General features: G+C 62.4%; 18 protein-coding genes and 1 pseudogene. 16 read left to right on the top strand and 3 right to left on the bottom strand.

The window, feature by feature from the left end:
* Positions 1-10 precede the first annotated feature (10 nt).
* The 3 genes from F6S08_RS13525 to F6S08_RS13515 all read left to right on the top strand — a co-directional run bounded on the left by F6S08_RS13525 (position 11) and on the right by F6S08_RS13515 (position 2,768).
* Positions 11-778 carry an SDR family oxidoreductase gene (locus F6S08_RS13525; protein WP_027608558.1) on the top strand — a complete coding sequence of 256 codons (768 nt, stop codon included), beginning with the start codon at positions 11-13 and terminating at the stop codon, positions 776-778.
* A gap of 70 nt (positions 779-848) precedes the next feature.
* On the top strand, positions 849-2,282 hold the full coding sequence (locus F6S08_RS13520) for a PLP-dependent aminotransferase family protein (RefSeq protein ID WP_315871718.1): 1,434 nt from the start codon (positions 849-851) through the stop codon (positions 2,280-2,282).
* 84 nt (positions 2,283-2,366) lie between these two features.
* Complete coding sequence (locus F6S08_RS13515; protein WP_065927998.1) at positions 2,367-2,768, top strand: cupin domain-containing protein; 402 nt, start codon at positions 2,367-2,369, stop codon at positions 2,766-2,768.
* 55 nt (positions 2,769-2,823) lie between these two features.
* Here F6S08_RS13515 and F6S08_RS13510 read toward each other — a convergent pair whose 3' ends face one another.
* Positions 2,824-3,453: a DNA-3-methyladenine glycosylase I gene (locus F6S08_RS13510; RefSeq protein WP_065948233.1), complete on the bottom strand. Its 630-nt coding sequence runs from the start codon at positions 3,451-3,453 to the stop codon at positions 2,824-2,826.
* Between the two features lie 217 nt (positions 3,454-3,670).
* On the opposite strand from F6S08_RS13510, the gene F6S08_RS13505 reads away from it, so the two are divergent.
* The 5 genes and pseudogenes from F6S08_RS13505 (at position 3,671) to F6S08_RS13485 (ending at position 7,686) form a co-directional block, all read left to right on the top strand.
* On the top strand, positions 3,671-4,996 hold the full coding sequence (locus F6S08_RS13505) for a C4-dicarboxylate transporter DctA (RefSeq protein ID WP_176718771.1): 1,326 nt from the start codon (positions 3,671-3,673) through the stop codon (positions 4,994-4,996).
* Positions 4,990-5,118, top strand: a pseudogene (locus F6S08_RS13500) (outer membrane lipoprotein carrier protein LolA); the annotation flags it as partial. The gene F6S08_RS13505 and the pseudogene F6S08_RS13500, both read left to right, overlap by 7 nt.
* A 32-nt stretch (positions 5,119-5,150) precedes the next feature.
* A complete protein-coding gene (locus F6S08_RS13495) occupies positions 5,151-5,852 on the top strand; it encodes a FadR/GntR family transcriptional regulator (RefSeq protein WP_065927995.1) in 702 nt (233 codons plus the stop codon).
* A gap of 17 nt (positions 5,853-5,869) precedes the next feature.
* Positions 5,870-6,559 (top strand): GntR family transcriptional regulator, encoded by a 690-nt coding sequence (locus tag F6S08_RS13490; RefSeq protein ID WP_065927994.1) that lies wholly within the window; start codon positions 5,870-5,872, stop codon positions 6,557-6,559.
* 77 nt (positions 6,560-6,636) lie between these two features.
* A complete protein-coding gene (locus tag F6S08_RS13485; protein WP_137212534.1) occupies positions 6,637-7,686 on the top strand; it encodes a hypothetical protein in 1,050 nt (349 codons plus the stop codon).
* Positions 7,687-7,776: 90 nt separating this feature from the next.
* On the opposite strand, the gene F6S08_RS13480 is transcribed toward F6S08_RS13485, so the two are convergent.
* Entirely contained in the window at positions 7,777-12,636 is a 4,860-nt protein-coding gene (locus tag F6S08_RS13480) for an NAD-glutamate dehydrogenase (RefSeq protein WP_315871717.1), read from the bottom strand.
* A 491-nt stretch (positions 12,637-13,127) separates the two neighbouring features.
* On the opposite strand from F6S08_RS13480, the gene F6S08_RS13475 reads away from it, so the two are divergent.
* From F6S08_RS13475 to F6S08_RS13440, 8 genes are all read left to right on the top strand, one after another.
* A complete protein-coding gene (locus tag F6S08_RS13475; RefSeq protein WP_065927991.1) occupies positions 13,128-13,481 on the top strand; it encodes a hypothetical protein in 354 nt (117 codons plus the stop codon).
* A 125-nt stretch (positions 13,482-13,606) separates the two neighbouring features.
* Complete coding sequence (locus tag F6S08_RS13470) at positions 13,607-16,177, top strand: S8 family serine peptidase (RefSeq protein WP_315871716.1); 2,571 nt, start codon at positions 13,607-13,609, stop codon at positions 16,175-16,177.
* A gap of 187 nt (positions 16,178-16,364) precedes the next feature.
* Positions 16,365-17,324: an AAA family ATPase gene (locus F6S08_RS13465; RefSeq protein ID WP_003174327.1), complete on the top strand. Its 960-nt coding sequence runs from the start codon at positions 16,365-16,367 to the stop codon at positions 17,322-17,324.
* A gap of 5 nt (positions 17,325-17,329) precedes the next feature.
* Positions 17,330-18,262, top strand: a complete 933-nt coding sequence (locus tag F6S08_RS13460) for a DUF58 domain-containing protein (RefSeq protein ID WP_027608569.1) — start codon at positions 17,330-17,332, stop codon at positions 18,260-18,262.
* Entirely contained in the window at positions 18,259-18,753 is a 495-nt protein-coding gene (locus F6S08_RS13455; RefSeq protein ID WP_065927988.1) for a DUF4381 domain-containing protein, read from the top strand. The genes F6S08_RS13460 and F6S08_RS13455 overlap by 4 nt, the downstream gene beginning before the upstream one ends.
* On the top strand, positions 18,746-19,834 hold the full coding sequence (locus F6S08_RS13450) for a VWA domain-containing protein (protein WP_315871715.1): 1,089 nt from the start codon (positions 18,746-18,748) through the stop codon (positions 19,832-19,834). Before F6S08_RS13455 ends, F6S08_RS13450 begins: the two co-directional genes overlap by 8 nt.
* Complete coding sequence (locus F6S08_RS13445; protein ID WP_065927986.1) at positions 19,831-21,570, top strand: tetratricopeptide repeat protein; 1,740 nt, start codon at positions 19,831-19,833, stop codon at positions 21,568-21,570. The genes F6S08_RS13450 and F6S08_RS13445 overlap by 4 nt, the downstream gene beginning before the upstream one ends.
* Positions 21,567-23,207: a BatD family protein gene (locus F6S08_RS13440; RefSeq protein ID WP_315871714.1), complete on the top strand. Its 1,641-nt coding sequence runs from the start codon at positions 21,567-21,569 to the stop codon at positions 23,205-23,207. Before F6S08_RS13445 ends, F6S08_RS13440 begins: the two co-directional genes overlap by 4 nt.
* Positions 23,208-23,482: 275 nt before the next feature.
* Here the strand turns inward: F6S08_RS13440 and F6S08_RS13435 are convergent, their stop codons facing one another.
* Positions 23,483-23,710, bottom strand: coding sequence for a hypothetical protein (locus tag F6S08_RS13435; protein ID WP_315871713.1), 228 nt, complete (start codon positions 23,708-23,710; stop codon positions 23,483-23,485).
* Positions 23,711-23,751: the final 41 nt, after the last annotated feature.

Here is a 23,751-nt window from a genome sequence, read left to right as displayed (position 1 = left end):
GGAATCGCTAATGTCCAAGACCCACCTGTTCGACCTCGACGGCAAGATTGCCTTTGTGTCCGGCGCCAGCCGTGGCATCGGTGAAGCCATCGCCAAGCTGCTTGCCCAGCAAGGCGCCCACGTGATCGTCTCGAGCCGCAAGCTCGAAGGCTGCCAGCATGTGGCGGATGCAATCATCGCCGACGGCGGCAAGGCCACGGCGATTGCCTGCCATATCGGTGAAATGGAGCAGATTACCCAGGTGTTTGCCGGCATCCGCGAACAGTTCGGCCGCCTGGACATACTGGTCAACAATGCCGCGACCAACCCGCAGTTCTGCAACGTGCTGGACACCGACCTCGGCGCCTTCCAGAAGACCGTTGACGTGAACATTCGCGGCTACTTCTTCATGTCGGTGGAAGCCGGCAAGCTGATGCGCGAGAACGGTGGCGGCAGCATCATCAACGTGGCGTCGATCAACGGCATTTCGCCGGGCGTGTTCCAGGGCATCTACTCGGTGACCAAGGCCGCCGTGATCAACATGACCAAGGTGTTCGCCAAGGAATGCGCCGAATTCGGCATTCGTTGCAACGCCCTGTTGCCCGGCCTGACCGACACCAAGTTCGCCTCGGCGCTGGTGAAGAACGACGCGATCCTGAAAATGGCCCTGGCGCAGATCCCGCTCAAGCGCGTGGCCGACCCGAGCGAGATGGCCGGTGCGGTGCTGTACCTGGCCAGCGATGCGTCGAGCTACACCACCGGTGTGTCGCTGAATGTGGATGGCGGCTTCCTGTCCTGAGTACGCCTGGGTTTCTACAGATCGATTTACGCGTAACCTTGGCGCAGATCGATCTGTCTCAGGATGAAACATGGAACTCCACATCGTCATCAACGGGCGTAAGGACCTGGCGGCCCAGCTTTATCAGCAGTTGCGTGAAGCCATCGCCACCGGGCGTCTCTCGGCGGGCGCGCAACTGCCACCCAGCCGCCTGCTGGCCGAGCAATTAGGCGTATCGCGCAAGACCGTATCCGATACCTACGCCACCCTGACCTACGAAGGCCTGCTGGTGGGCAAGATTGGCCGTGGCACCTTCGTCAACGCGTGGGCACCACAGCCGAATCGCGTGCAGACCGCCACCGACCTGGCCTGCGCCGCCAACCTGGCGAAGTGGCAGTCACTGCCCTCGCCCATGCGCCATCCCACCCGCGACAGCACGTTGCGCTACGAATTTATCGGCGGCGCCACCAGCCGCAACCAGTTCCCCCAGGATGAATGGCGGCGCTGCACCCAGGATGCGCTGCGGCGCATCGCCCAGAACAGTGGGTTCTACAGCCAGCCCGAAGGGGTGCCGGCACTGCGCAGTGCCATCGCCGGGCATATCGCGTTTTCCCGTGGGGTCAAATGCCGCGACAGCGACATCGTGGTCACCAACGGTGCGCAGCAGGCGTTGGACCTGATCGCCCGCGTGGTGCTGGAGCCGGGCAGCATCGTCGCCATGGAAGACCCCGGCTACAGCCCCGCGCGCCAGTTGTTCATGGCGATGGGGGCCTTGGTCATCGGGGTTCCCATCGATGAACAAGGCATTCAGGTCGACCGGATCCCCGATGGCGCCCGGCTGATCTACGTCACGCCCTCCCACCAGTTCCCCCTCGGCATGCCCATGAGCCTGCCACGTCGGGAGTCACTGCTGGCACGCGCCTTCGAGTTGGGTGCGATCATCATCGAGGACGACTACGACAGCGAGTTCCGCTACGAAGGCCGGCCGACCGACTCCCTGCAAAGCATGGACAGCCGTGGCGTGGTCACCTACGTCGGGACGTTCTCCAAGACCCTGTTGCCCGAACTGCGCCTGGGCTATGCGGTGCTGCCGCCGGCGATCTACGGCGCGGTGCTCAAGGCCAAGCAATTGACCGACCAGCACAGCTCCACATTGCCGCAATGGGCGCTGGCCAAATTCATCAGCGAAGGCTATTTGCTCAAGCATATTCGCCGCTGCCACAGCGTATACGCCGGGCGCCGCGAGCGCATTTTGCAGCGCCTGGCGGGCGACCTGTCGCCGTGGTTCGAAGCGGTGCCCACCGTCGCCGGGTTCCATATGGCGGCGTTGTGCAAAGTACCGGTGAATATCCCGTTGCTGATGGAATTGGCGCGCCAGGTGGAAGTCGGCCTATACCCGCTGGACGTGTTCTTCCACGACACGCCGGTGCGTCCGGGCCTGATCATCGGGTTTGGGGCCATCGAGACCCTCGACATCGACCCGGCGTTGGACAAGGTGCGCGATATTCTCCTACAGATTGGCTAGGCGGTTTTCCGGCGCATTGGTCATTGGTCGCTGGAAAATCCCGGCGTAGGGTGGGCAGGTCTCGAACTACTCGGAAACTTCGCCATGAAACGCCTGCTCGCCACCACCCTGATGCTCGCCTCGCTCAGCGCCTTTGCCCACCCGCCCGTGTACAACCAGGAATCGATCAAGGTCCTGCAAGAACACGCGCTGCCCCAGGTGCCCGGCAAGAAAACCCTCATGCTCACCGTGGACTACGCCCCCGGCCAGGCCACCGTACCCCACAGCCACACGGGCACGGCCGTGGCCTATGTGCTCGAAGGCGCGATTACCTCGCGGGTGAATGATGAGAAAGCCAGGACCTACACGGTTGGCGAATCGTTCTACGAGCCCGCGGGTTCGCGACACTTTGAATCCAGCAATGCCAGCCAGACCCAGCCGGCCAGGCTGCTGGTAGTGATGGTGCTGGATGACAAGGCCGAGGTGTTGACCCCTCTTCCTCACTAATCAGCCTCATCACCAATCAGCAATATGGATGAAGCCCCCTCCCTCCGTCAGCGACTCACGGGCGCTTGAACTGGCGGCGCAGTTCTTCGATCTTTGGGCGGCACACGCACCCATCAAGGTGATCATTGACCATCCCCATCGCCTGCATCAGCGCATACATCGTGGTCGGCCCGACGAACGTCCAGCCACGTTTCTTCAAGGCCTTGGACAGGCGCACCGAGGCCGGCGAGATGGGATTGCCCGTCCAGTAAGCCAGGTCCACCACTGCCGGGCGCTCTTCAGGGCCGGGTTCGAACGCCCATAACCACTGCGCCAGCGAGCCGGTCTCATCCACCAGCTCACACGCCCGGCGGGCGTTGTTGATGGTGGAAACGATCTTCGCCCGGTTACGCACGATGCCCGCGTCCTGCATCAACCGCTCGACATCCGCCTCGCCGTACTGCGCCACCCGGCGAAAATCAAAACCGTCGAATGCCGCCCTGAACGGCTCGCGCTTGCGCAGGATGGTGATCCAGGCCATGCCGGCCTGGAAGCCTTCCAGGCAGATCTTCTCGTACAGCTGAACATCATCCGCCACCGGTACGCCCCACTCGTGGTCGTGATAACGGAGGTATTCCGGCGCGGCCGTGCGCCAGGTGCAGTGGGTCAGCCCTGCTTCGTCGGTGGTCAGTCCTGGTTTGTCCATCCATCACCTCATGTGCCAGGCGGCGAATGATAAGCGAAAAAATTTGCGCCCCGCCAACCGCTCAAGCATCCACCTTCGCGACCAACTGGTCAGACCGGGACCTGCCAACCGCCGAATTTTTACTTGTGATTTCAAAAATACCTGGCCTAGACTGGCGACGCACTGGACTTACCGGTATGACCACAACAATTAAGCCCTGGAACCACCAGGGCACCGAATAGAGATCCCTCCCATGCTCAGATGGTGCTCGCGTTCGATTTTCCTGCAAGTCGTGATTGGCCTGATGCTCGGCATCGTGTGCGGCCTGGCCCTTCCCGAATTCTCCTCGCAACTCAAACCCCTGGGTGACGGCTTTATCAAGCTGATCAAGATGCTGATCGGCCTGATCGTGTTCTGCGTGGTGGTCAGTGGTATTTCCGGGGCCGGCGACTTGAAGAAGGTCGGGCGCATCGGCCTCAAGTCGGTGATCTACTTTGAGATCCTCACCACCATCGCCCTGGTGATCGGCCTGATCATGGCCTTCAGCACCGGGATCGGCCAAGGTGCCAATATCCACCTGGAGCAGCTCTCCTCTGCCGGCCTGAATGAACTGGCCGACAAGGGCCAGCACATCAAAGGCACCAGCCAGTTCCTGATGGACCTGATCCCTAATTCGGTGATCGGCGCCTTTGCCGACAACAACGTGCTGCAAGTGCTGCTGTTCTCGGTACTGTTCGGCAGCGCGCTGAACCTGGTAGGCGAAGCAGCCTCGGGCATCACCCGGCTGATCAACGAACTCAGCCACGTGATTTTCCGCATCATGGGCATGATCGTGCGCCTGGCGCCGATCGGTGTGTTCGGCGCAATCGCCTTCACCACCAGCACCTACGGGCTGGACTCCCTGCAACACTTGGGCAGCCTGGTGGGCCTGTTCTACCTGACCTGCCTTGCCTTCGTCGCGCTGATCCTCGGCCTGGTGATGCGCCTGTCGGGCCTGCGCATGCTGCCGTTGCTCAAGTACCTGCGCGAAGAACTGTTGATCGTGATGGGTACCGCCTCCTCCGACGCGGTGCTGCCGCAGGTCATGCGCAAACTCGAACACCTGGGCATCGGCAGTTCCACCGTGGGCCTGGTGATTCCAACCGGGTACTCGTTCAACCTCGACGGTTTCTCGATCTACCTGACCCTGGCCATCGTGTTTATCGCCAACGCCACCGGCACGCCGCTGTCGATGACCGATCTGCTGACCATCCTGCTGGTGTCGCTGATCACCTCCAAGGGTGCCCACGGGATTCCCGGCTCGGCCCTGGTGATCCTGGCGGCGACGCTCACGGCGATCCCGGCGATTCCGGTGGTCGGCCTGGTGCTGGTGTTGGCGGTGGACTGGTTCATGGGCATCGGTCGCGCGTTGACCAACCTGATCGGCAACTGCGTCGCCACCGTGGCCATCGCGCGCTGGGAAAAAGACATCGATATCCAACGCGCCAACAAGGTGCTGGACGGCCAGCAAGGTTATGCCTTCCAGGCCAGGAAGCCGGTAGTGCCGGCCCACCAGGAATTTTAAAACGCCAAACGCTTTCCACTGTAGGAGCGAGCTTGCTCGCGAAGGTCGTCAACGATAACGCGGGCATTCTGGATGCACGCGGTGACTTGAAGTTTTTCGCGAGCAAGCTCGCTCCTACAGTGCAGGAATTATTCATTTTTAAGGAGCGCACGACGTGATCAGCACCTCAACCGTCGTCAATTCAGTCGTAGAAAAACTCCGCGCCGCCCTGGCTCGCGGTCAGTGGCGCCGGGGCGAAATGCTGCCCGGCCAGCGCGAACTGGCCGAACAGATGGGCATCAGCCGCCCCAGCCTGCGCGAAGCGGTCATCGTGCTGGAAACCCTCGGCTTGGTGCGCTCCATGCCCGGCAAAGGTGTGGTCGTGCTGGAAACCAGCGTCAGCGAACCACAATCGAGCGACGCCGTGGCCGACGCCAGCCTCGAAGACATCCTGCAACTGCGCTACACCCTCGAACCCTTTATCGTCGGCCTGGTGGCCCAGTCCATCAGCAGCAAGGAAGTCGGCCAATTGCGCCTGACCCTGATGGACATGCGCGAAGCCCTGGATGCCGGTGACGCCGAAGCCGGCATGAACGCTTACCTCGACTTTCATGAGGAACTGTTCGCGCTCACCTCCAACCCGATCTTCCAGAACGTGGTGCAGCAAACCAGCAATGCCCTCAAGCAAAGCACCCAGGTGCTGCGCAACTCACCCGAGCACCTGGCGGAACGCCTGCAGGAAAATGAGGCGGTGGTACGCGCCATCCGCAACAAGAACAGCGCCCTGGCCAGTGCCGAGATGCGCCGGCATATCCTCCAGGAAGGCCTGCGCATGGGCATTCGCCTGAATATCCCGGACGATCATCTGGGCAGCTGATTTATTGGAGACCGGCCATGACCGCCCACGCCCTGCAACACGACCCCTACTTGCCCACCCTGCGCCTGGTGGCCGGCAAGAAGCCTTCGGTGGATGACATCTACCCACGGTTGTTCGACGCAATCCTCGAACAACGCATCGCCCCGGCCAGCCGCTTCACCGAAGAAAGCCTGGGCGAAACCTTCGGCGTGAGCCGCAGCGTGATCCGTCGGGTATTGGCCAAACTGTCCCATCAGCAAGTGATTATCCTGCGTCCGAACCAGCGCGCCCAAGTGGCGGCGCCGGATGCCCAGCAGACGCGGCAAATCCTCGAAGCGCGGCGCATGACCGAAATGACCGTGGTGCAATTGGCATGCGCCCAGGCCAGCTCCGGGCAAATCCGCCAATTACGCGAATTGATCGCCCGCGAGCGCGATTGCATTGAACGTGACCAGCGTGGGCCGGCGATACGCTTGTCGGGGGAGTTTCACCTGCAGTTGGCAGCCATAGCAGGAAATGCGCCGCTGGCGCAGTTCCTGAACAGCCTGGTGCCGCTGACGTCGTTGATCATTGCGCAATATGAGGCCAAAGCCTGCACGTATTGCGCGTGGCAGGAGCATGTGGCGATTGTCGACGCAGTTGAGCAACGCGACGTCAACCGTGCGATCAGCCTGATGACCCAGCATTTGGATCACCTGGAATCGAAACTGCTCAAGCTAACGCAATAGCTATCTAACGCCTGAGGGCCCAGGCAATCTCACACCCTGTTTGCGCACAATTTGAGTGCGTATTACAGGTACCAATCATGAAATCAGATTCAAAAATACGACCAGCACTGTTCAGCGTGCTTTCGCAACTGAACACGCAAAAAACAACAATGCCACTGGAAATGCAGACGGCTCTGAACGAGTTGAACGATGCTGCGCTTTACACGGGAGCGAAAATATTCCAGCTCAACAAACTTGAAGAAGCCGAGCGCTTTCTAAACATAGCCGCCGCGACCGGCAACGCTTGGTCTCAGTTCGCCCTGGCCACATGCGGTGCTTACCGCGACGGCATCTGGCATCACAAGAACGGTGAGGTCACTTCCCACGCAAGCGACGATACAAAGAAATGGCTCAGATTGGCTGCGGCTCAGAACTATATTCCTGCCTTGATACAACTGGGTGACGCCCAGTCCCTGGAAAAAGCCAAGGGCCTGCTGACCAACCCGGCGAGCCAAGAGAATCCCCAGGGCATGTATTACATGTACCTCATTACCAATGACACCCACTGGTTGGAGAAGTCCGCCGCCGTCGGCTGGAACCAAGCCCAATACAAACTCGCCCAGTTGTATCAACAAAAGCCTGAGATTTTTAGTAACGACACCCTACGCCACGCCCGAATCGAAGAACTCCTGCAAGCGTCCGCAGACGGTGGACTGCCTTTGGCGGTACACGCACGAGTCTTTTCTGATGAGTCGAATGCCAGCTTTGCCGAAAAACAATCACGTCTTGCTCAACTGGCGTGGATGGGACAGGTATACGGGATGCTCGAATACGGCTACGCACTCGCCAACTTTGCACGCGCGCAAAAAGACGCATCCCGCTATGCCCCTGGCGAGCGACAGGCGCCGCGCACGTACGGCCTAGCCAAGGACCTCGGCCTGGCCTACGCGATGTTGAAGTATGTACTCAAGAAAACAGCGGAGGTTGAAGAGGTTCCCATGCTTGCATCCGACCTCCACGCAATCGAAATGCAGATGACGCAAATGGATTGGGAAAAGGCCAACACGACCCTGACCCAACTTGCAGAAAAGGCTATTGAACCCTTCTCTCGCCTTGAGGAGTTGATCATTCCGGGCACTGCGAAATAATCGTCCAATAGCGGGCTGCCCGGGTTCACCGGGCCAAAAAAAATCCCTGAATCGTGAGATTCAGGGATTTTTCCAGTACCAGTCGTTGTTTTACAACACCGATTGACCACTCAACGCCAGGTCCAGCAACTCACGGTTGGCCACCGCGTACATGGCGTAGTCCGTGCCGACCGCAGCACGGATTTCCACCATCATTGCGACCCAACGATCAGCCATGTCCTTGTGCTGCTCAAGCCACAGGGCCACGCGGGCTTCCATGTCCTGTGGCGCGTCGGCCATTTGCAGGACGGAAATGGTGATCGCACGTTGCTGCCAGTCCACATCGTCGCGGAACGCTTCGCGGGCCTGGGCCTGCCAGTTGTTGGCCACGGGCAGATCGCTGATCTGCTGCAGATACCACGGCAGGTCCAGGGCGCTGCCGACAGCGAAGTAGGCCTTGGCCACTTCGGCGGCGTCATGCCCGGTCACATCAGCGGCTTCGATGATCGGCAGCAAGGTGTACAGGTGGGTCGTGCCTGCAACCATGCGCGCCAGCAACTCCGGCACGCCGGCTTCGGTGTAGGCCTGGTAGCGGGTCTGCCAGCCTTCGCGGGTCGGACCTTCCAGCAGTTCGTCGAGCTTGAGGCCCAACGCGGCCAGGTGCGGACCGAAGTGCGCGGTGTCACGGCCGGCGTCCTGCTCGTTGCGACGGCTGCGCAGGAACCAGCGCGTGGCGCGACGGCCCAGGCGCATCAACTCATCCATCAACTGCAATTGCACGTCAGCGGAGACCTGGTGGTCCAGGGCTTCGATCTGGCGGAACCAGTGCGGGAGGTGGAAGATGTCGCGCACGATCACGTAGGCACCGGCCACGTTCGCCGGGCTCATGCCGGTCGACTCCTTGAGTCGCTGCACAAAGGTGATGCCCATGTGGTTGACCAGGTCGTTGGCGATCTGGGTGCTGACGATCTCGCGCTTCAGACGGTGGCGACGCATGGCTTCGCCGAACTTGGCCACCAGGCTCGGTGGGAACGCGGTCTCCATGTCGCGGGTCAGGTAGTCATCATCCGGTACCAGCGACTTGAGCAGCGCTTCCTTGAGGTCGATCTTGCTGTAGGAAATCAGCACCGACAGTTCCGGACGGGTCAGGCCCTTGCCGGTGGAAGCGCGCTCGGTGAGCTGCTCCTCGGTCGGCAGGTACTCGATGGCGCGGTCCAGCTTGCCACGGCCTTCCAGGTCGCTCATCAGGCGCTTGTACTCGGCGGCACGCTCGTAGGCACGGCGCGCAGCCAGGGACAGGGCCTGGGTCTGCTTGTAGTTGTTGCCCAACACCAGGCTGCCGACTTCGTCGGTCATGCTCGCCAGCAACTGGTTGCGTTGCTTGTCGGTCATGTCGCCGGCCTGCACCACTTCGTTGAGCAGGATCTTGATGTTCACTTCGTGGTCGGAGCAGTCCACGCCACCGGCGTTGTCGATGAAGTCGGTGTTGGAGCCGCCACCATTGAGACCGAATTCCACACGGCCCAGCTGGGTCATGCCGAGGTTACCGCCCTCGCCCACCACCTTGCAGCGCAGCTCGTTGCCGTTGACGCGCAGCGCGTCGTTGGCCTTGTCGCCTACATCGGCATGGCTTTCGGTGCTGGCCTTGACGTAGGTACCGATACCGCCGTTCCACAACAGGTCCACCGGCGCCTTGAGCAAGGCGTTCAGCAGTTCGGTCGGGGTCAGCTTGTCGGCCGAAATGTCAAAGCGTTCCTTCATCTGTGGCGAGATGGCAATGCTCTTCGCGCTGCGCGAGAAGATACCGCCGCCTTCGGACATGATGCTGGTGTCGTAGTCGGTCCAGGCCGAACGCGGCAGCTCGAACATGCGCTGGCGCTCGACGAAGCTGGTGGCCGGGTTCGGGTTCGGGTCGATAAAGATATGCAGGTGGTTGAAGGCCGCGACCAGTTGCAGCTTGTCGGACATCAACAGGCCGTTACCGAACACGTCGCCGGCCATATCGCCGACGCCCACCACGGTGATGCTGTCTTCCTGCACGTTGATGCCGCGCTCACGGAAGTGACGCTGCACACCGACCCAAGCCCCCTTGGCAGTGATGCCCATTTTCTTGTGGTCGTAACCGGCGGAACCACCGGAGGCAAAGGCATCGCCCAGCCAGAAGCCGTAGTCGATGGCGATGCCGTTGGCGATGTCGGAGAAGGTCGCGGTGCCCTTGTCCGCTGCCACCACCAGGTACGGGTCATCGTCGTCATGGCGCACGACGTTGGCCGGCGGCACCAGGGCGCCATCCTTCAGGTTGTCGGTGATGTCCAACAGGCCGGAAATGAAGATGCGGTAGCAGGCGATGCCCTCGGCCGCGATCTCGTCACGGCTGCCGCCCAATGGCAGGCGACGCGGCAGGAAGCCGCCCTTGGCGCCCACCGGCACGATCACCGAGTTCTTCACTTGCTGGGCTTTGACCAGGCCGAGCACTTCGGTACGGAAGTCTTCTTCACGGTCGGACCAGCGCAGGCCGCCACGGGCCACATTGCCAAAGCGTAGGTGCACGCCTTCGACACGCGGCGAGTAGACGAAGATTTCAAACTTCGGCACCGGCTTGGGCAGCTCGGGGATGGCACGCGGGTCGAACTTGAAGCTGAAGTACGACTTGTTCTGGCCGTTGGCGTCGGTCTGGTAGAAGTTGGTGCGCAGGGTGGCCTTGATCAGGTCCAGGTAGCGCCGCAGGATGCGGTCTTCGTTGAGCACCTGGACGTCGTCCAGGGCCGTGAGGATCGCTTGTTCCAGGCGTTGCTGCTTGTCTTCCAGGTCATCGGCGGTGAGCTTGCGCGCCAGATAGAAGCGGGTCTTGAACAACCGGGTCAACTCGCGGGCGATGTCGGTGTGGTTGTTCAGGGTGCTGGCGATGTAGCCGAGGTCGAAGCCCAGGCGGATCTGCTTGAGGTAACGGGCGTAGGCACGCAACAGCGCGACGTCGCGCCATGGCAGGCCGGCGGTGAGTACCAGGCGGTTGAACGCATCGTTCTCTGCATCGCCATGCACGATGTGCACGAACGCGTCCTGCAGGGTGTCGTTGAGCTGCTGGATGTCCAGGTTCACGCCTTCGGCGGCGATGAACGCAAAATCGTGGATCCAGAACTCGCGGCCGTTGGCATGGCGCAGGCGGTACGGGAACTCACCCAGCACGCGCAGGCCGAGGTTTTCCAGGATCGGCAAGACGTCGGACAGCGCCAGCGGGGTATCGGCGTGATACAGCTTGCAATGCAGCTCGCGCTGGCCGGAGACCTGGCCCAGCGGCTGATAGAAGCTCATCACCAGCGGGTTGGCTTCGGTGAGGCTGAGCAGGTGCTGCATGTCGACCACGGCCGAGTGCGCAGCGAAACGCTCGCGGTAGCCGGCCGGGAAGCCTTTCGGGAAGTCCGCCAGCACGTTGGTGCCGTGGGCTTCGCCGAAGCTTTCCACAACGAGGCTGGAGTAGTCGTCCTGCCAGCTGCGGCAGGCCTGCACCACTTCTTTTTCCAGTTGCAGCGGGTCGATGTCCAGGCGGTTCTTCGGGTCGACCCGCAGAATCAGCTGCACGCGCGCCAGCACGGATTCGGAGAAGAAGGTCCAGAATTCGCAGTCCGAGGCTTTCAGGCGATCCATCAGCACTTGCTGGATCTTCTGGCGCACTTCGGTGGAATAGATGTCGCGCGGCACGTAGGCCAGGCAGTAGCAGAAACGACCGTACGGGTCTTTACGCAGGAACACACGGATCTTGTTGCGTTCCTGGATCTGCACGATCGACATCACGGTGCTGAACAGCTCGTCGACCGGGGTCTGGAACAGGTCGTCACGGGGCAGCACTTCAACGACTTGAGCAAGCTCCTTGCCCAGGTGCGCCTTGGCCTGGAAGCCCGAGCGACGCTCGATTTCCGCGACCTTGCGGCGGATATACGGGATGACGCGCACGCTTTCGCCATACACCGACGAGGTGTAGAGGCCCATGAAGCGGCATTCCTTGATCACCTTGCCGTCGGCATCGATCTGGCGGATCGACACGTAGTCCGGGTAAGCCGGGCGGTGCACACGGCTTGGGTGCGCGGCCTTGGCGAACGACAGCACGGTCGACTCGCGCAGGTACGACACGGCGTAGTCTTCGATGCGCAGGTCGTCGGCGGTCAGGCCGGCGCGCAGCAGCTTGGTCAGACCGAGGAACGAGCTGGCGTCATATTCGATATGACCGCCGTCCGCCTCGTCACGTACCACGAACTCTTCATAGCCGAGGAAGGTGAAGTGGTTGCCCACCAGCCATTCCAGGAAGTTCTTGATCTCGGCTTTCTCTTCGCCGTCGATGCCGAACGGGCTGGCGTCGATACCATCCAGCAGCTCCTGAACCTTGGCCTTCATCGGTTCGAAATCGGCCACGGCCACGCGCACTTCGCCCAGTACCTGCTCAAGCTCTTTGCTCAGCACGTTCAGTTCGGCGGCGTTGGCGCAGCGGTCGATTTCCAGGTACATCAGCGATTCTTGCTCGATGCCTTCGCCCTGGGTGCCCTTGGGCAGGATTTCCAGCAACTCGCCCTTGCTGCCACGGCGCACGCTGAGCACGGTGGTCTGCAGGGTATGGATGCTGTAGCCACGGCGGTTCAGCTCGGTGCGTACCGAGTCCACCAGGAATGGCAGGTCATGGTGCAGCACTTCGACCGCAGTGTGGGTAGATTGCCAGCCATGACGTTCGTAATCGGGGTTGTAGACCCGCACTTGCGGTTGGGTGTGATCAAAGCGCTCAAGCAGGCGCCAGGCAGACAGGGTGCAACCGGCCAGGTCGGAAAGGCGACGCTGGGTCAGTTCATCCAGGGAAATGATGCCGAAGAATTGTTCAGCGAACAGCGCCACTTGTGGCAGTGCCTGTTCACTGATGTGCTGCGCCAGTGCCGCTTGCAGTTGATGCTGGAAGTCGGCCTTGCTGGCTGCGGTGAAGAACGCCATCTGTGGTACTCCGCTTGGGCTTGTTATTGATGGAAGCGTCGCGTGTTATCCCCTGGTGGGGAGACCGTCAGCTCTGTTCGCAGGTAACGAGTTAAGCACCATAAACGAATCAGGGTGACAGGTGGGTGAAGCTGGACAAGACAATGAGGTCACATACAACTTCCATAAGATGCGCACCTTGCCGGGTGACGGTACGACGGGCAGGTCAGGCGCCTGGCACGTGCACATCCGTTGCGCAGCTTAACGAGTGTGGGAAGCCGGGTGCTTGCGATGCTGCGACATATTCGGTCATCGGTACGCAGGCGTGGGGTTGCGACTTGGGCAACCCGGAATTCCCGGTAGAAAAACCGGCTATTTTCCCCGCCCCGAGTACCGAAAATGACCGGTATTGCCCGTCAGGTCATGCGCTGGGTCTGACACAGGAAGCAGCACAAAATTCGCCGCAATGGCACAATTGCCTACGCAACGCCCTACCCCAGACAGGATTCCCCATGCTGCAACTGAAAACCGACGCCCTGATGGCCACCCCGTGCGACGACGAAGAAGACAACATGGCCATGCTCTGCTGCCACGGCAGGAACGGCGAGATGTTCATGCTCACCCGCTACCCCGACGAAGACGAAGTGGAACTGACCTGGGACTATGAGCCGTCGACCCTGGATGGGCTGAAAGTCACCCTCAGCGACACGACATTGCGGGTAGAGCTGGCAGCGGGCGATGCCGATGCACTGGGCGGCAAGGACCAATTGGAGATAACCCACGCCACCGCCGCAGCGGAGATGGCAGAAGTGGAACAAACCCTGCAAAACATCCTCAAGGGCACCGGCACCTACATCCGCGCCTGAATCGCACTGGCGCAGCCTTCACCGATGCCCTTGACCGTTGGTCGGTACTGTTATTTCTAACAGTACCCGGCCCCGTGTTTCCGGCCTTAGCTGAGCAAAGCAACGGTGACTGCACGGGTGCCTCGATGAAATCCCTCAGCAAGTTCCTGGCCATTGGCCTTTTGGCTACGGTTTCATCAGCGCTGGCGGCATCCGCAGCCAACACTGACTATTCACACTTGATTCTGCTGATCAAAGACGACGGATCTAGGTCGCGAAATCTTCAGGACCTCGTCGACCCCTCCAGCACCTTCCAGCACCGCGTGCCCAACATCAAGCCGCTGGTAACGCCGAGCAAGGCCCGCACGCTGGCGGATGCAGAAGCCCTGCGCCGCCATCGGCTGGACCGCTACTACATCGTCGACACGCGCCACTTGAGCCACAGGCAGGCTGACGCACTGCGCCACCAACTCAAGCAAGACCCGGCCATAGAAGACGTCGACTTTGAACCCGTGGTGGAGGGCATGCACGACGACAAGGCCGAACCCATCGCAGGCAGTGCGCGCGGCAGCATACCGGACCATACCGGACGCCAGCACTACCTGCTTGGCCGACAAGCCGTGCCGCCCTACAACATCGGCGGTGTAAACGCGGTGAAGGCCTGGACCGTACCCGGTGGCAAGGGCTACAACATGCGGGTGATCTCTTCGGAGATCGATCATTGGGCCTACAACCACGTGGACCTGCCCAAACCTTTTCTGGAAGTCGATGCAGGGGCTCTTACTGGCTACCACGACACGGCCAGCGTCGGCACCATAGGCTCCAGGGACAACGGCTTCGGCACCACCGGCATCGTGCCCCATGCACAACTGGGCTATTCGCAATATGGCCCCAGCCGATTGCTGCAAACCGCCGAACAACTGAGCCCCGGCGATGTGTTGCAACTGGGCGTGCATATGAATTACACGCCCTTTCCAGCAGTCGGCTGCACCCAGAACTGCTACATGCCCCTGGAATACAACAGCATGGTACGCGACATCATCACCTACCTGACGATGGAAAAAGGTGTGCATGTCGTACTGGCTGCGGCAAACGGCAATATCAACCTGGACCACCCCTACTTCAACGGCTACTTTGATCGCAACAGATTCGATTCCGGCAGCATCTACGCGGGCGCCGTGTCCCCCACGAGCGGTTTGAGAGCCTATTACTCCCAATACGGCAGACGCGTCGACCTGTTCAGTTGGGGCGGCTCCGTCACCACGACGACCTGGACCACCGCCAACCCCACCAGCGCCTATACCCACACCTACAGCGGCACCTCCTCCGCCAACCCGATCATTGCCGGGGTGATGGCATCGCTGCAAGGTGTGGCGCGGGCCAATGGCCTGGGCAATCTCGCCCCCAAGGAACTGCGCAGAATCCTCGTGGAGACCGGCTATCCACAAGCCAACGGCAACCGTACCGAGATTGGCGTGCAACCGGACCTGGAGGCCGCCATCCGCAAACTGCTTGCCGACGGCGCCGGCCAACCGCCCACGGGCCGGCTGGCCATCCCCGAGCAAGCCAAATCGGGAGAGACGTTCAACGGCCATGTCTATGCGCAATCGCCCACGCAAAAACCGCTGACCTATCGCTGGAATGCCGACGGGTTTACCCCTCCGGACGGGGATGGACCGACCTTGGCATTGACCGCCCCGCCCGTAACCGCCGATACCCTGACCTCGATTTCCGTGGCGGTGTCCGACGGCACCCACACCCTCAACCTGAGGGAAAACATGACCATCAAGGCCCCTGACGCGCCTCCGGTCGGCGACTGCGCCGCCCCCTGGATTGCGAGCAAGGTATATGCCTCCGCTGGCGAAAAAGTCTCCTACAGCGGTTACAACTACCAAGTGGCGCACTGGACGCAAAACGCTCGCCCCGATCTGAACTTTGTTGAAACCGGCGCCGCCAAACCCTGGCGGCGCCTGGGCACCTGCGGCAACGGGCTGCCGGTCGCCAGGATCACCGGCCCTTCCAGTGTTGAGGCCGGCAAGGCGGTGCTGCTATCGGGGGCCTCCTCCACGGGCCAAGGCTTGCGCTTCGCCTGGGCGGCCACTGGCTTCAACCCGGACTTTTCGGCGCAAGCATCCAGCAGCTTTATTGCTCCGAATACGGCGGGAACACGCGTCATCACCCTGACCGTCACCGATGAACGCGATCGCCGTGCGACGGCCAGCCACAGCCTCACGGTGACCACCGGCACCCCCGCCAACCGCCCACCCGTCGGCAGCCTGCAGGGCAGCGAAACGGTCGATTCGGGCAAGGCTGTGAGCTTCATCGCCAACACCAGCGACCCTGACGGCGACGCGATGAGCTACACGTGGACGCGCCCGACCGGCTTCACCGGCACCATCGGCAATACCCGCAGCGTCACCCTCACCGCCCCTGCGGTCACCGGCGATACCCGCGTCATCGTCAGTGTCGTGGTCAGTGACGGGCGCGGCGGTACGCTGCGACTGGAAAAACCGATCACCGTCAAGGCCCCGCCACCTTCGGGCAGTTGCCGCGACATTCCGGCGTGGTCGCCCACCAAGGTGTATTCAACCTACGCAGAGGCGGTGTCGTACAACGGCATGGCCTACAAACAGAACTTCTACAGCCTCGACAAACGCCCGGATCTCAACTCTGCCGTGCATAGCCAGCCTTGGCATCCCGGGGTGCCCTGCCGTTGAAGCAGAGGCGGTGAGCGGACACGCCTGCTCGCCGTCCTTTGTGCCTCTCACACAATTTTCCTACAAGTTTTGCTAAAAATACCCCGCGTGCCGTTAGTCGCCACCCCCTGCCATGCATTAAAGTAGGCGCCCCAGGCTGTCGTTTGTTACATGACGCACAGGCTCATCTCTCCAGGAACCGTCATCGATGGAACATCGTGAAGCGCTGCTCGCGCTGCGAACCTTTCTTTCTACGCAGATTCTCGGCCAGGAAAAACTCATCGATCGCCTGCTGATCGCCCTGCTCGCCGACGGCCATATGCTGGTGGAAGGCGCGCCGGGCCTGGCCAAGACCAAGGCGATCAAAGAGCTGGCCGAAGGCATCGAAGCGCAGTTCCATCGTATCCAGTTCACCCCCGACCTGTTGCCCGCCGACATCACCGGCACCGAGATCTATCGCCCGGAAACCGGCAGTTTCGTGTTCCAGCAAGGGCCGATCTTCCACAACCTGGTGCTGGCGGACGAGATCAACCGCGCCCCGGCCAAGGTGCAATCGGCGCTGTTGGAGGCCATGGCCGAGCGCCAGGTCAGCGTCGGGCGCAGTACCTACGACCTGTCCCCGCTGTTTCTGGTGATGGCCACGCAAAACCCCATCGAGCAGGAAGGCACCTACCCGCTGCCCGAGGCCCAGCTCGACCGTTTCCTGATGCACGTCAAGATCGGCTTCCCCGACGCGGCCGTCGAACGGCGCATCCTGCAACAGGCCCGTGGCGAAGCCCTCAACGGCGAAACCAAGCCCGAGCGCCGCGTCAGCCAGCAGGCGATCTTTGCCGCGCGCAAGGAAATCCTCGGCCTGTACATGGCCGATGCGGTGGAGGAATACCTGGTGCAACTGGTCATGGCCACGCGCACCCCGGCCAAGTTCGACCCGGAAATGGCCGAATGGATCGCCTACGGCGCCAGCCCCCGTGGCTCCATCGCCCTGGATCGCTGCGCGCGCGCCCATGCCTGGCTGGCCGGTCGCGACTTTGTCAGCCCGGAAGACATCCAGGCGGTGCTGTTCGACGTGCTGCGCCATCGCATCATCCTGTCGTTCGAAGCCGAAGCGGCCGGGATTGACCAGGACCGTGTGGTGCAACGCATTCTCGACGTCGTTGCCGTCGCTTGAAGTCGATGAACGCAAGCGATGGGGTGCGCGTCACGCTCAGCGAGCTGATCGAGATGCGCCACCGCGTGCGCGAAGTACAGCTGTTTTCCACGCCAAGCCAGCGCAGCCCGTTGATTGGCCTGCACCACTCCAAGCTGCGCGGGCGCGGTGTCGACTTCGACCAGGTGCGCGTGTACCAGGCCGGCGATGATGTGCGCACCATCGACTGGCGCGTGACCGCACGCACCCAGGAGCCCCACACCAAGCTGTTCCACGAAGAACGCGAACGGCCGATTTTCATCATGGTGGAGCAAAGTTGCCGGCTGTTTTTCGGCTCGGGGCAGATGTTCAAGTCGGTGCTCGCCGCTCAAGCCGCCAGCCTGATCGGCTGGGCCGCGTTGGGGCATAACGACCGCGTCGGCGGGCTGGTGTTTGGCGACAACGAGCACTACGAAATCAAGCCGCGCCGCAGCAAGCAAAGCCTGCTGCAATTGCTCAACCGCCTGGTGCGCGTCAACCAGAGCCTGGACACCGAAAGCCGCCCGGAGGCCGACGCCCTGGGCATGGCCCTGCGCCGTGGCCGCGAAGTGCTGCGTCCCGGCAGCCTGGTAATCGTGATCTGCGACGAACGTGCCCTCACCGAGGGCGCCGAGCAGCAATTGAGCCTGCTGTCACGCCATTGCGACTTGCTGCTGTTGCCGATCTCCGACCCGCTGGACCACGCCCTCCCCGCCGCCGGGCTGCTGCGTTTTGCGCAACGCGGGGCGCAATTGGAACTGGATACGCTGAACTTCGATTTGCGCCAGGCCTACAAGGCCCAGGCCGAAGCGCGCATCGCCCGTTGGGAACTGCTCGCGCAGAAACTGCGGATCCTGCTGATGCCCCTGAGCACCCAGAGCGAAATGGTCGAACAACTGCGCGAATACCTCAACCCGCAACGCCCGGTTAAAAAGCAATGAGCAGCCTCGACCAACTGCAACCGCTGATCGCCCCGCCGCCCATCGGCTTCTGGCCGCCCGCGCCGGGCTGGTGGCTGTTGCTGCTGGTCATCCCGCTGCTGGGTTGGGGGTTGTGGTCGCTGCGCCGCTTCTTGCCGACTCGACGCCCCCTGGCCCGTGCCGAACAGCCGCTGGACCCGCTGCGCATCGCCGCCCTGGCGGAATTGGCGCTGATGCCCAAACCCTACGATGGCGCGCCCGCCGGTGCCTGGCTGCAACAGCTCAATGGCCTGCTCAAGCGCCTGTGCCGCAACGACTATCCCTATAGCCAGAGCCATACCCTCAACGGCCGCAAATGGCTGGCATTCCTCGACAACCGTTGCCCGGCCGCCGGCCTCACGCGCTGGATGGTGCTGGTGGAGGGTGCCTACAAACCCGAATGCAAACTCGACGACAAGGCCATCGCCGGCCTGACCCAAGCGGTCGACACCTGGATTCGCAAACATGTTTGAGTTCGCCTGGCCGTGGATCTTCGTCCTGTTGCCCTTGCCCTGGGTGATGCGGTTCATCCTGCCGGCGGCCGACAGCGGCGAGCCCGCCCTTAAAGTCAGCTACCTCGGCGATCTCGAAAGCCTGGCCCGCCGCCGTGCGCGGGTGAACCTGCCGGGCTGGCGTCAACAGGCGCCCTTCGTGGTGCTGTGGCTGCTGCTGCTGAGCGCAGCTGCGCGCCCGGAATGGCTGGGCGAGCCACTGCCGATTGCCGCCAGCGGCCGCGATTTGCTGGTGGCGGTGGACGTGTCCGGCTCCATGGACTTTCCCGACATGCACTGGCAGGACGAAGACGTCAGCCGCCTGAACCTGGTCAAGCACCTGCTCGGCGACTTCCTTGAAGGCCGCGAAGGCGACCGCGTGGGCCTGATCCTGTTCGGCAGCCAGGCCTACCTCCAGGCACCGCTGACCTTTGACCGCCGCACCGTGCGCACCTGGCTGGATGAGGCGCGCATCGGCATCGCCGGCAAGAACACCGCCATTGGCGATGCCATAGGCCTGGCGCTGAAACGCCTGCGTCAGCGGCCTGCGCAAAGCCGCGTGCTGATCCTGGTCACCGATGGCGCCAACAACGCCGGGCAGATCGCGCCCCTGATCGCCGCGCGCCTGGCGGCCGAAGAAGGGGTGAAGATCTACCCCATCGGCATCGGCGCCGACCCTGAGCAAACCGGTTCCCTGGGCATCCTTGGCGTCAACCCGAGCCTGGACCTCGACGAGCCGGCACTCAGGGCGATTGCCGAGGCCACCGGCGGCCAATACTTCCGTGCCCGCGATGGCCAGGAGCTGGAAGCGATCAAGCAGACACTGGACAAGCTCGAGCCCGTCGAACAGCAACCGACCCAGGCACGCCCGGCGCAGGCGCTGTACAGCGGACCGCTGGCCCTGGCGCTGATCCTGAGCATGTTGCTGGTGATCCACGAACGCTGGCCAAACAACGCCCTGCAACGCGGGTTCAACAAACTGTCGAGCAAGGGAATCTTCCTGCAACAGCATCCGGAATGGCGCCAGCGCCTTAAACGCCTGCGTCTACGGAGGCGTCGATGATCGCCCTGTGGCCACATTGGTTCCGTCCCTGGTGGCTGTTGCTGCTGCCGCTGCTCGGCTGGTTGCTGTGGCAACTGTGGCATCGGCAAAAGCGCGCCGGGCGCTGGCAGATGATCCTGCCGCCGGCCTTTCACGCCGTACTGCTCAGCGGTGGCAGCGGGCGCGAAAGCAAATCGCCGTGGGTGTTGCTGGGCCTCGCCTGGCTGTTGGCGGTGCTGGCGTTGCTGGGTCCCAGCTGGCAACGGGTTGAACAAACCAGCCAGAAACCCTCCGACCCGTTGGTGGTGCTGCTCGAACTGACCCCGGAAATGCTCGCCACCGACAGCCCGCCCAACCGCCTCGAACAGGCACGGCGCAAGCTCTATGACTTGTTGCAGGCGCGCAGCGATGCGCAAACCGCCATCGTCGTGTATGCCGGCAGCGCCCACACCCTGGTGCCGCTGTCGGACGACCTGGCCACCAGCCGCAACCTGCTCGACGCCCTGCGCCCCTCGATCATGCCGGAGTCCGGCCACCGCGCCGACCTGGCGGTGGAGAAAGCCCTGGACCTGCTCAAGCATGGCGGCCTGGGCCAGGGTCGCCTGCTGCTGGTCGGCTCATCGCTGTCCAAACAGGAACGCCAGGGCATTCGCCTGCTGCTGCAGGGCAACCAGGCGCCGAGCCTGTCGATCCTGGGCATCGGCAGCCGTGAAGGTACGCCGGTGACCCAGGAAAGCGGCGAATTCCTCAAGGACGAACAAGGCGCGATCCTGGTACCGCGCCTCGACAGCCCGACACTCAAGGCCTTCGCCAACGAAATGGGCGGCCGCTACCGGGCCGCACGCCTGGACGATAAAGACCTGCGCCAGCTCGGCGTGCTGGACCCGCCCCAAGCCCTGCGCAACGACGGCCAGTTACTGCACCTCGACACCTGGGCCGACCAGGGATACTGGCTGCTGCTGCCGCTGTTGCTGCTGGCCGCCTGCGCCGGGCGGCGCGGCTGGTTGTTCTTTTTACCGCTTCTGCTGTTGGGCGCGCCACAACCCAGCTATGCCTTTGAATTCCAGGATTTGTGGCTGCGGCCGGACCAGCAAGGCCAATACCTGCTCAAGCAGAAACGCCCCGCCGAGGCCGCAGAGCACTTCCAGGATCCGCAGTGGCAAGGCGTCGCCCTGTACGCGGCCGGCAACTATGCCGAGGCCATCAAGCGGTTTGCCGAGGGCAATGACGCCTATTCCCACTACAATCGCGGCAACGCCCTGGCCAGGTCCGGTGAACTCGAAGCGGCCATCGACGCCTACGAACAAGCCCTGGAAGCCCAGCCCGACCTGCAACCGGCACTGAAAAACAAGGCCCTGGTAGAAGCCCTGATCCAGGAACAGACAGAACCCGAGCCGCAAACGCAGGCAAAAAACGAGGATGACGAAACCACCCAACCCGGCCAAACTGCGCAACCGGGCGCCACTGGGCAAAATGCCACAGGTGGTGAGCAGTCGTCCCAGGGCCAGGGCGAAGCCGGCACCGGCGATACCCAGGCCGGCACCCCGCCGCCAGCCGCTGGCAACGACGTGCCGGGCAGCGAGTTGGGCGATGAGCACACCACCACCCCGCCGCTGCTTGCTGCCGACGCCAACCTCGACGGTGAACACCGCCAGGCCCTGGAACAATGGCTGCAGGAGATCCCGGACAATCCCGGCGAACTGCTGCGACGCAAATTCTGGTACGAACAGCAACAGCATCAGGACAAGACTCGATGAGCCGCCGCACCACCCTTCTGCTTCTGCTCGCGTTGTCGGCAGGCCACGCCCAGGCGGCCAGCCTGGTCGCCAGCGTCGACCGCAACCGTCTCAATTCCGGGGAAACGGTGGAACTGACGGTGGAATCCAGCGATGTCACCCAGTTCGGCAAGCCCGACCTGTCGCCCCTGGATGCGCAATTCGAAGTCAGTGGCACGCGCCAGCTCAACCAACTCACGACGTTGGGTGGCGATAACCATGCGACCACACGCTGGATCATTACCCTGCTGCCCAAACAGAACGGCACGGTGGTGATTCCGCCGCTGCAAGTGGGTGAGTACACGACCCAGCCGATCAGCCTGCAAGTGCTGGAAACCACCAGCCAGGACACCAACGCCGAACTGGCCCCGGTGTTTGTCGAAGCCAACCTCGACCAGACCAGCGTGTACGTCCAGGCCCAGGCACTGTTGACCGTGCGCGTGTACCACTCGGTGTCGCTGTATGACGACAGCAGCTTGACGCCGTTGCAGATCCCCGATGCCCGTGTCGAACAGTTGGGCGAGTCGCGCACCTATGAAAAGGTCATCAACAGCATCCGCCATGGCGTGATCGAAACCCGCTACGCGATCTACCCGCAGCACAGCGGCACCCTGGAGATTCCCGCGCAGACGTTCAGCGCCACGCTGGTGGAGTCGCGTCCGCCCCAGGAAAACACACTGCAGGGCACCAAGCCCGGCAAGCTGATCCATGTGAGTTCGGCGGCGCTGCCACTGGCGGTCAAGCCCAAGCCCGCGCTGTACCCCGTCGATGCGCCCTGGTTGCCGGCTCGCAGCCTCACGCTCACCGAGAGCTGGAACCCGGAGCCGGAACATGTACAAGTCGGCGATTCCCTGACCCGCAGCCTGATCGTCAAGGCCGAAGGCCTGTCCAGCGCCCAACTGCCGGCCCTGCCCAGCACCGACATCAACGGCCTGCGCCGCTACCCTGACCAGCCGGTGCTCGGCAACCAGACCAGTGACCGTGGCCTGATCGGCAGTCGCGAAGACCGTGAGGCCCTGGTGCCCAACCGTGTCGGCGCCCTGGAACTGCCTGCCGTCGAGGTGGTGTGGTGGAACACCCACGAGGACCATCTGGAACGCACCAGCCTGCCGGCCCGCACCTTGCAAGTGGCCAACAACCCCAGCCTGGCGGTGGACACGCCGGCCATCCCGACCATCATCACCGCACCGGACGACAGCCGCCTGTGGCTGTGGCAACTCAGCACCCTGCTCCTGGCCTGCACCACCTTGCTGGGCTTCGGCCTGTGGTGGCGGGCCCGTCGGCAACCGGCGGTACTGCGCGCCGCGCAAACCGGCCCGAGCCCGCGCACCCTGCTCGACGACCTCAAGCGTGCCACCCAGGCCAACGACCCCCAGGCCACCCGCCAGGCACTGGATGCCTGGGCGCGGCAACAGCCGGAAACCCTGGCGGATATGGCGGCACGGTTTGTGCCGTTGTCGGATGCACTGGATGGGCTCAATGGCGCGCTGTACAGCGAGAGCGGTCAATACTGGCTGGGTGAAGAACTGTGGCGTGCGGTCAAGGCCATCCCCATGGCCGAGCGCGAGCAGGGCCCGGCGACGGACACCACCAGTTTGCCGCCGCTGTATCCCAAATAAGCCCTCCCAGATTTGACTTGTGCTGCCTGGGGGACCTGTATTGTTAAAGGCCAGCAATCCATAGTTCGTTAAAATTGCAGGACGTGCATTTGATCAGCAGCGCCAATAGCCTCGCCGACGGAGCGGCGGGCCGCATCCAGGGTGGACGCCCTCCTTTGAATATTCCCGCGTGGGGCGTGGAAATAATCAATCAAAGGACATCCACCGTCTAAAGGCGTTAAAGCAGGCCTTACTGATTGGCAGACAATGCCGATGAGCACTCCTGCATCGGCTCCTTATGTGGGTTTTCCGGAATCGAACCAGTTGACCATAAACCGCGCGTAATCAGCGCCAGCCTCAGCCAGTTTTGGATCGCGCTTTTCATTGGTCACACTTTCAAGCCAATCCCTGGGATTCATTGGTGTTTCCTTTGGCTCGCTTTTTTTTTCCGGCGACTGATGATGTACGGGAGGTAAGGTGAACGAGTAAAGAAGGTGATCACCACCGGGATTAATTGCACTCATATTCAATTTATCCTTCAAACAGTTCATAGGTATCCCACCTT

The sequence above is a fragment of the Pseudomonas sp. JV449 genome (genome assembly GCF_032424295.1).
Lineage (GTDB): Bacteria > Pseudomonadota > Gammaproteobacteria > Pseudomonadales > Pseudomonadaceae > Aquipseudomonas > Aquipseudomonas marginalis.
This window is presented reverse-complemented; position numbering and strand designations above follow the sequence as displayed.

Bases quoted from the DNA above. Each gene is read 5' to 3' on its own strand.
- F6S08_RS13455 (WP_065927988.1), top strand. From the start codon at position 18,259: ATGAGCAGCCTCGACCAACTGCAACCGCTGATCGCCCCGCCGCCCATC.
- F6S08_RS13450 (WP_315871715.1), top strand. From the start codon at position 18,746: ATGTTTGAGTTCGCCTGGCCGTGGATCTTCGTCCTGTTGCCCTTGCCC.
- F6S08_RS13470 (WP_315871716.1), top strand. From the start codon at position 13,607: ATGAAATCCCTCAGCAAGTTCCTGGCCATTGGCCTTTTGGCTACGGTT.
- F6S08_RS13510 (WP_065948233.1), bottom strand. From the start codon at position 3,453: ATGGACAAACCAGGACTGACCACCGACGAAGCAGGGCTGACCCACTGC.
- F6S08_RS13480 (WP_315871717.1), bottom strand. From the start codon at position 12,636: ATGGCGTTCTTCACCGCAGCCAGCAAGGCCGACTTCCAGCATCAACTG.
- F6S08_RS13460 (WP_027608569.1), top strand. From the start codon at position 17,330: ATGAACGCAAGCGATGGGGTGCGCGTCACGCTCAGCGAGCTGATCGAG.
- F6S08_RS13485 (WP_137212534.1), top strand. From the start codon at position 6,637: ATGAAATCAGATTCAAAAATACGACCAGCACTGTTCAGCGTGCTTTCG.
- F6S08_RS13515 (WP_065927998.1), top strand. From the start codon at position 2,367: ATGAAACGCCTGCTCGCCACCACCCTGATGCTCGCCTCGCTCAGCGCC.
- F6S08_RS13490 (WP_065927994.1), top strand. From the start codon at position 5,870: ATGACCGCCCACGCCCTGCAACACGACCCCTACTTGCCCACCCTGCGC.
- F6S08_RS13445 (WP_065927986.1), top strand. From the start codon at position 19,831: ATGATCGCCCTGTGGCCACATTGGTTCCGTCCCTGGTGGCTGTTGCTG.
- F6S08_RS13435 (WP_315871713.1), bottom strand. From the start codon at position 23,710: ATGAGTGCAATTAATCCCGGTGGTGATCACCTTCTTTACTCGTTCACC.
- F6S08_RS13465 (WP_003174327.1), top strand. From the start codon at position 16,365: ATGGAACATCGTGAAGCGCTGCTCGCGCTGCGAACCTTTCTTTCTACG.
- F6S08_RS13525 (WP_027608558.1), top strand. From the start codon at position 11: ATGTCCAAGACCCACCTGTTCGACCTCGACGGCAAGATTGCCTTTGTG.
- F6S08_RS13520 (WP_315871718.1), top strand. From the start codon at position 849: ATGGAACTCCACATCGTCATCAACGGGCGTAAGGACCTGGCGGCCCAG.
- F6S08_RS13475 (WP_065927991.1), top strand. From the start codon at position 13,128: ATGCTGCAACTGAAAACCGACGCCCTGATGGCCACCCCGTGCGACGAC.
- F6S08_RS13440 (WP_315871714.1), top strand. From the start codon at position 21,567: ATGAGCCGCCGCACCACCCTTCTGCTTCTGCTCGCGTTGTCGGCAGGC.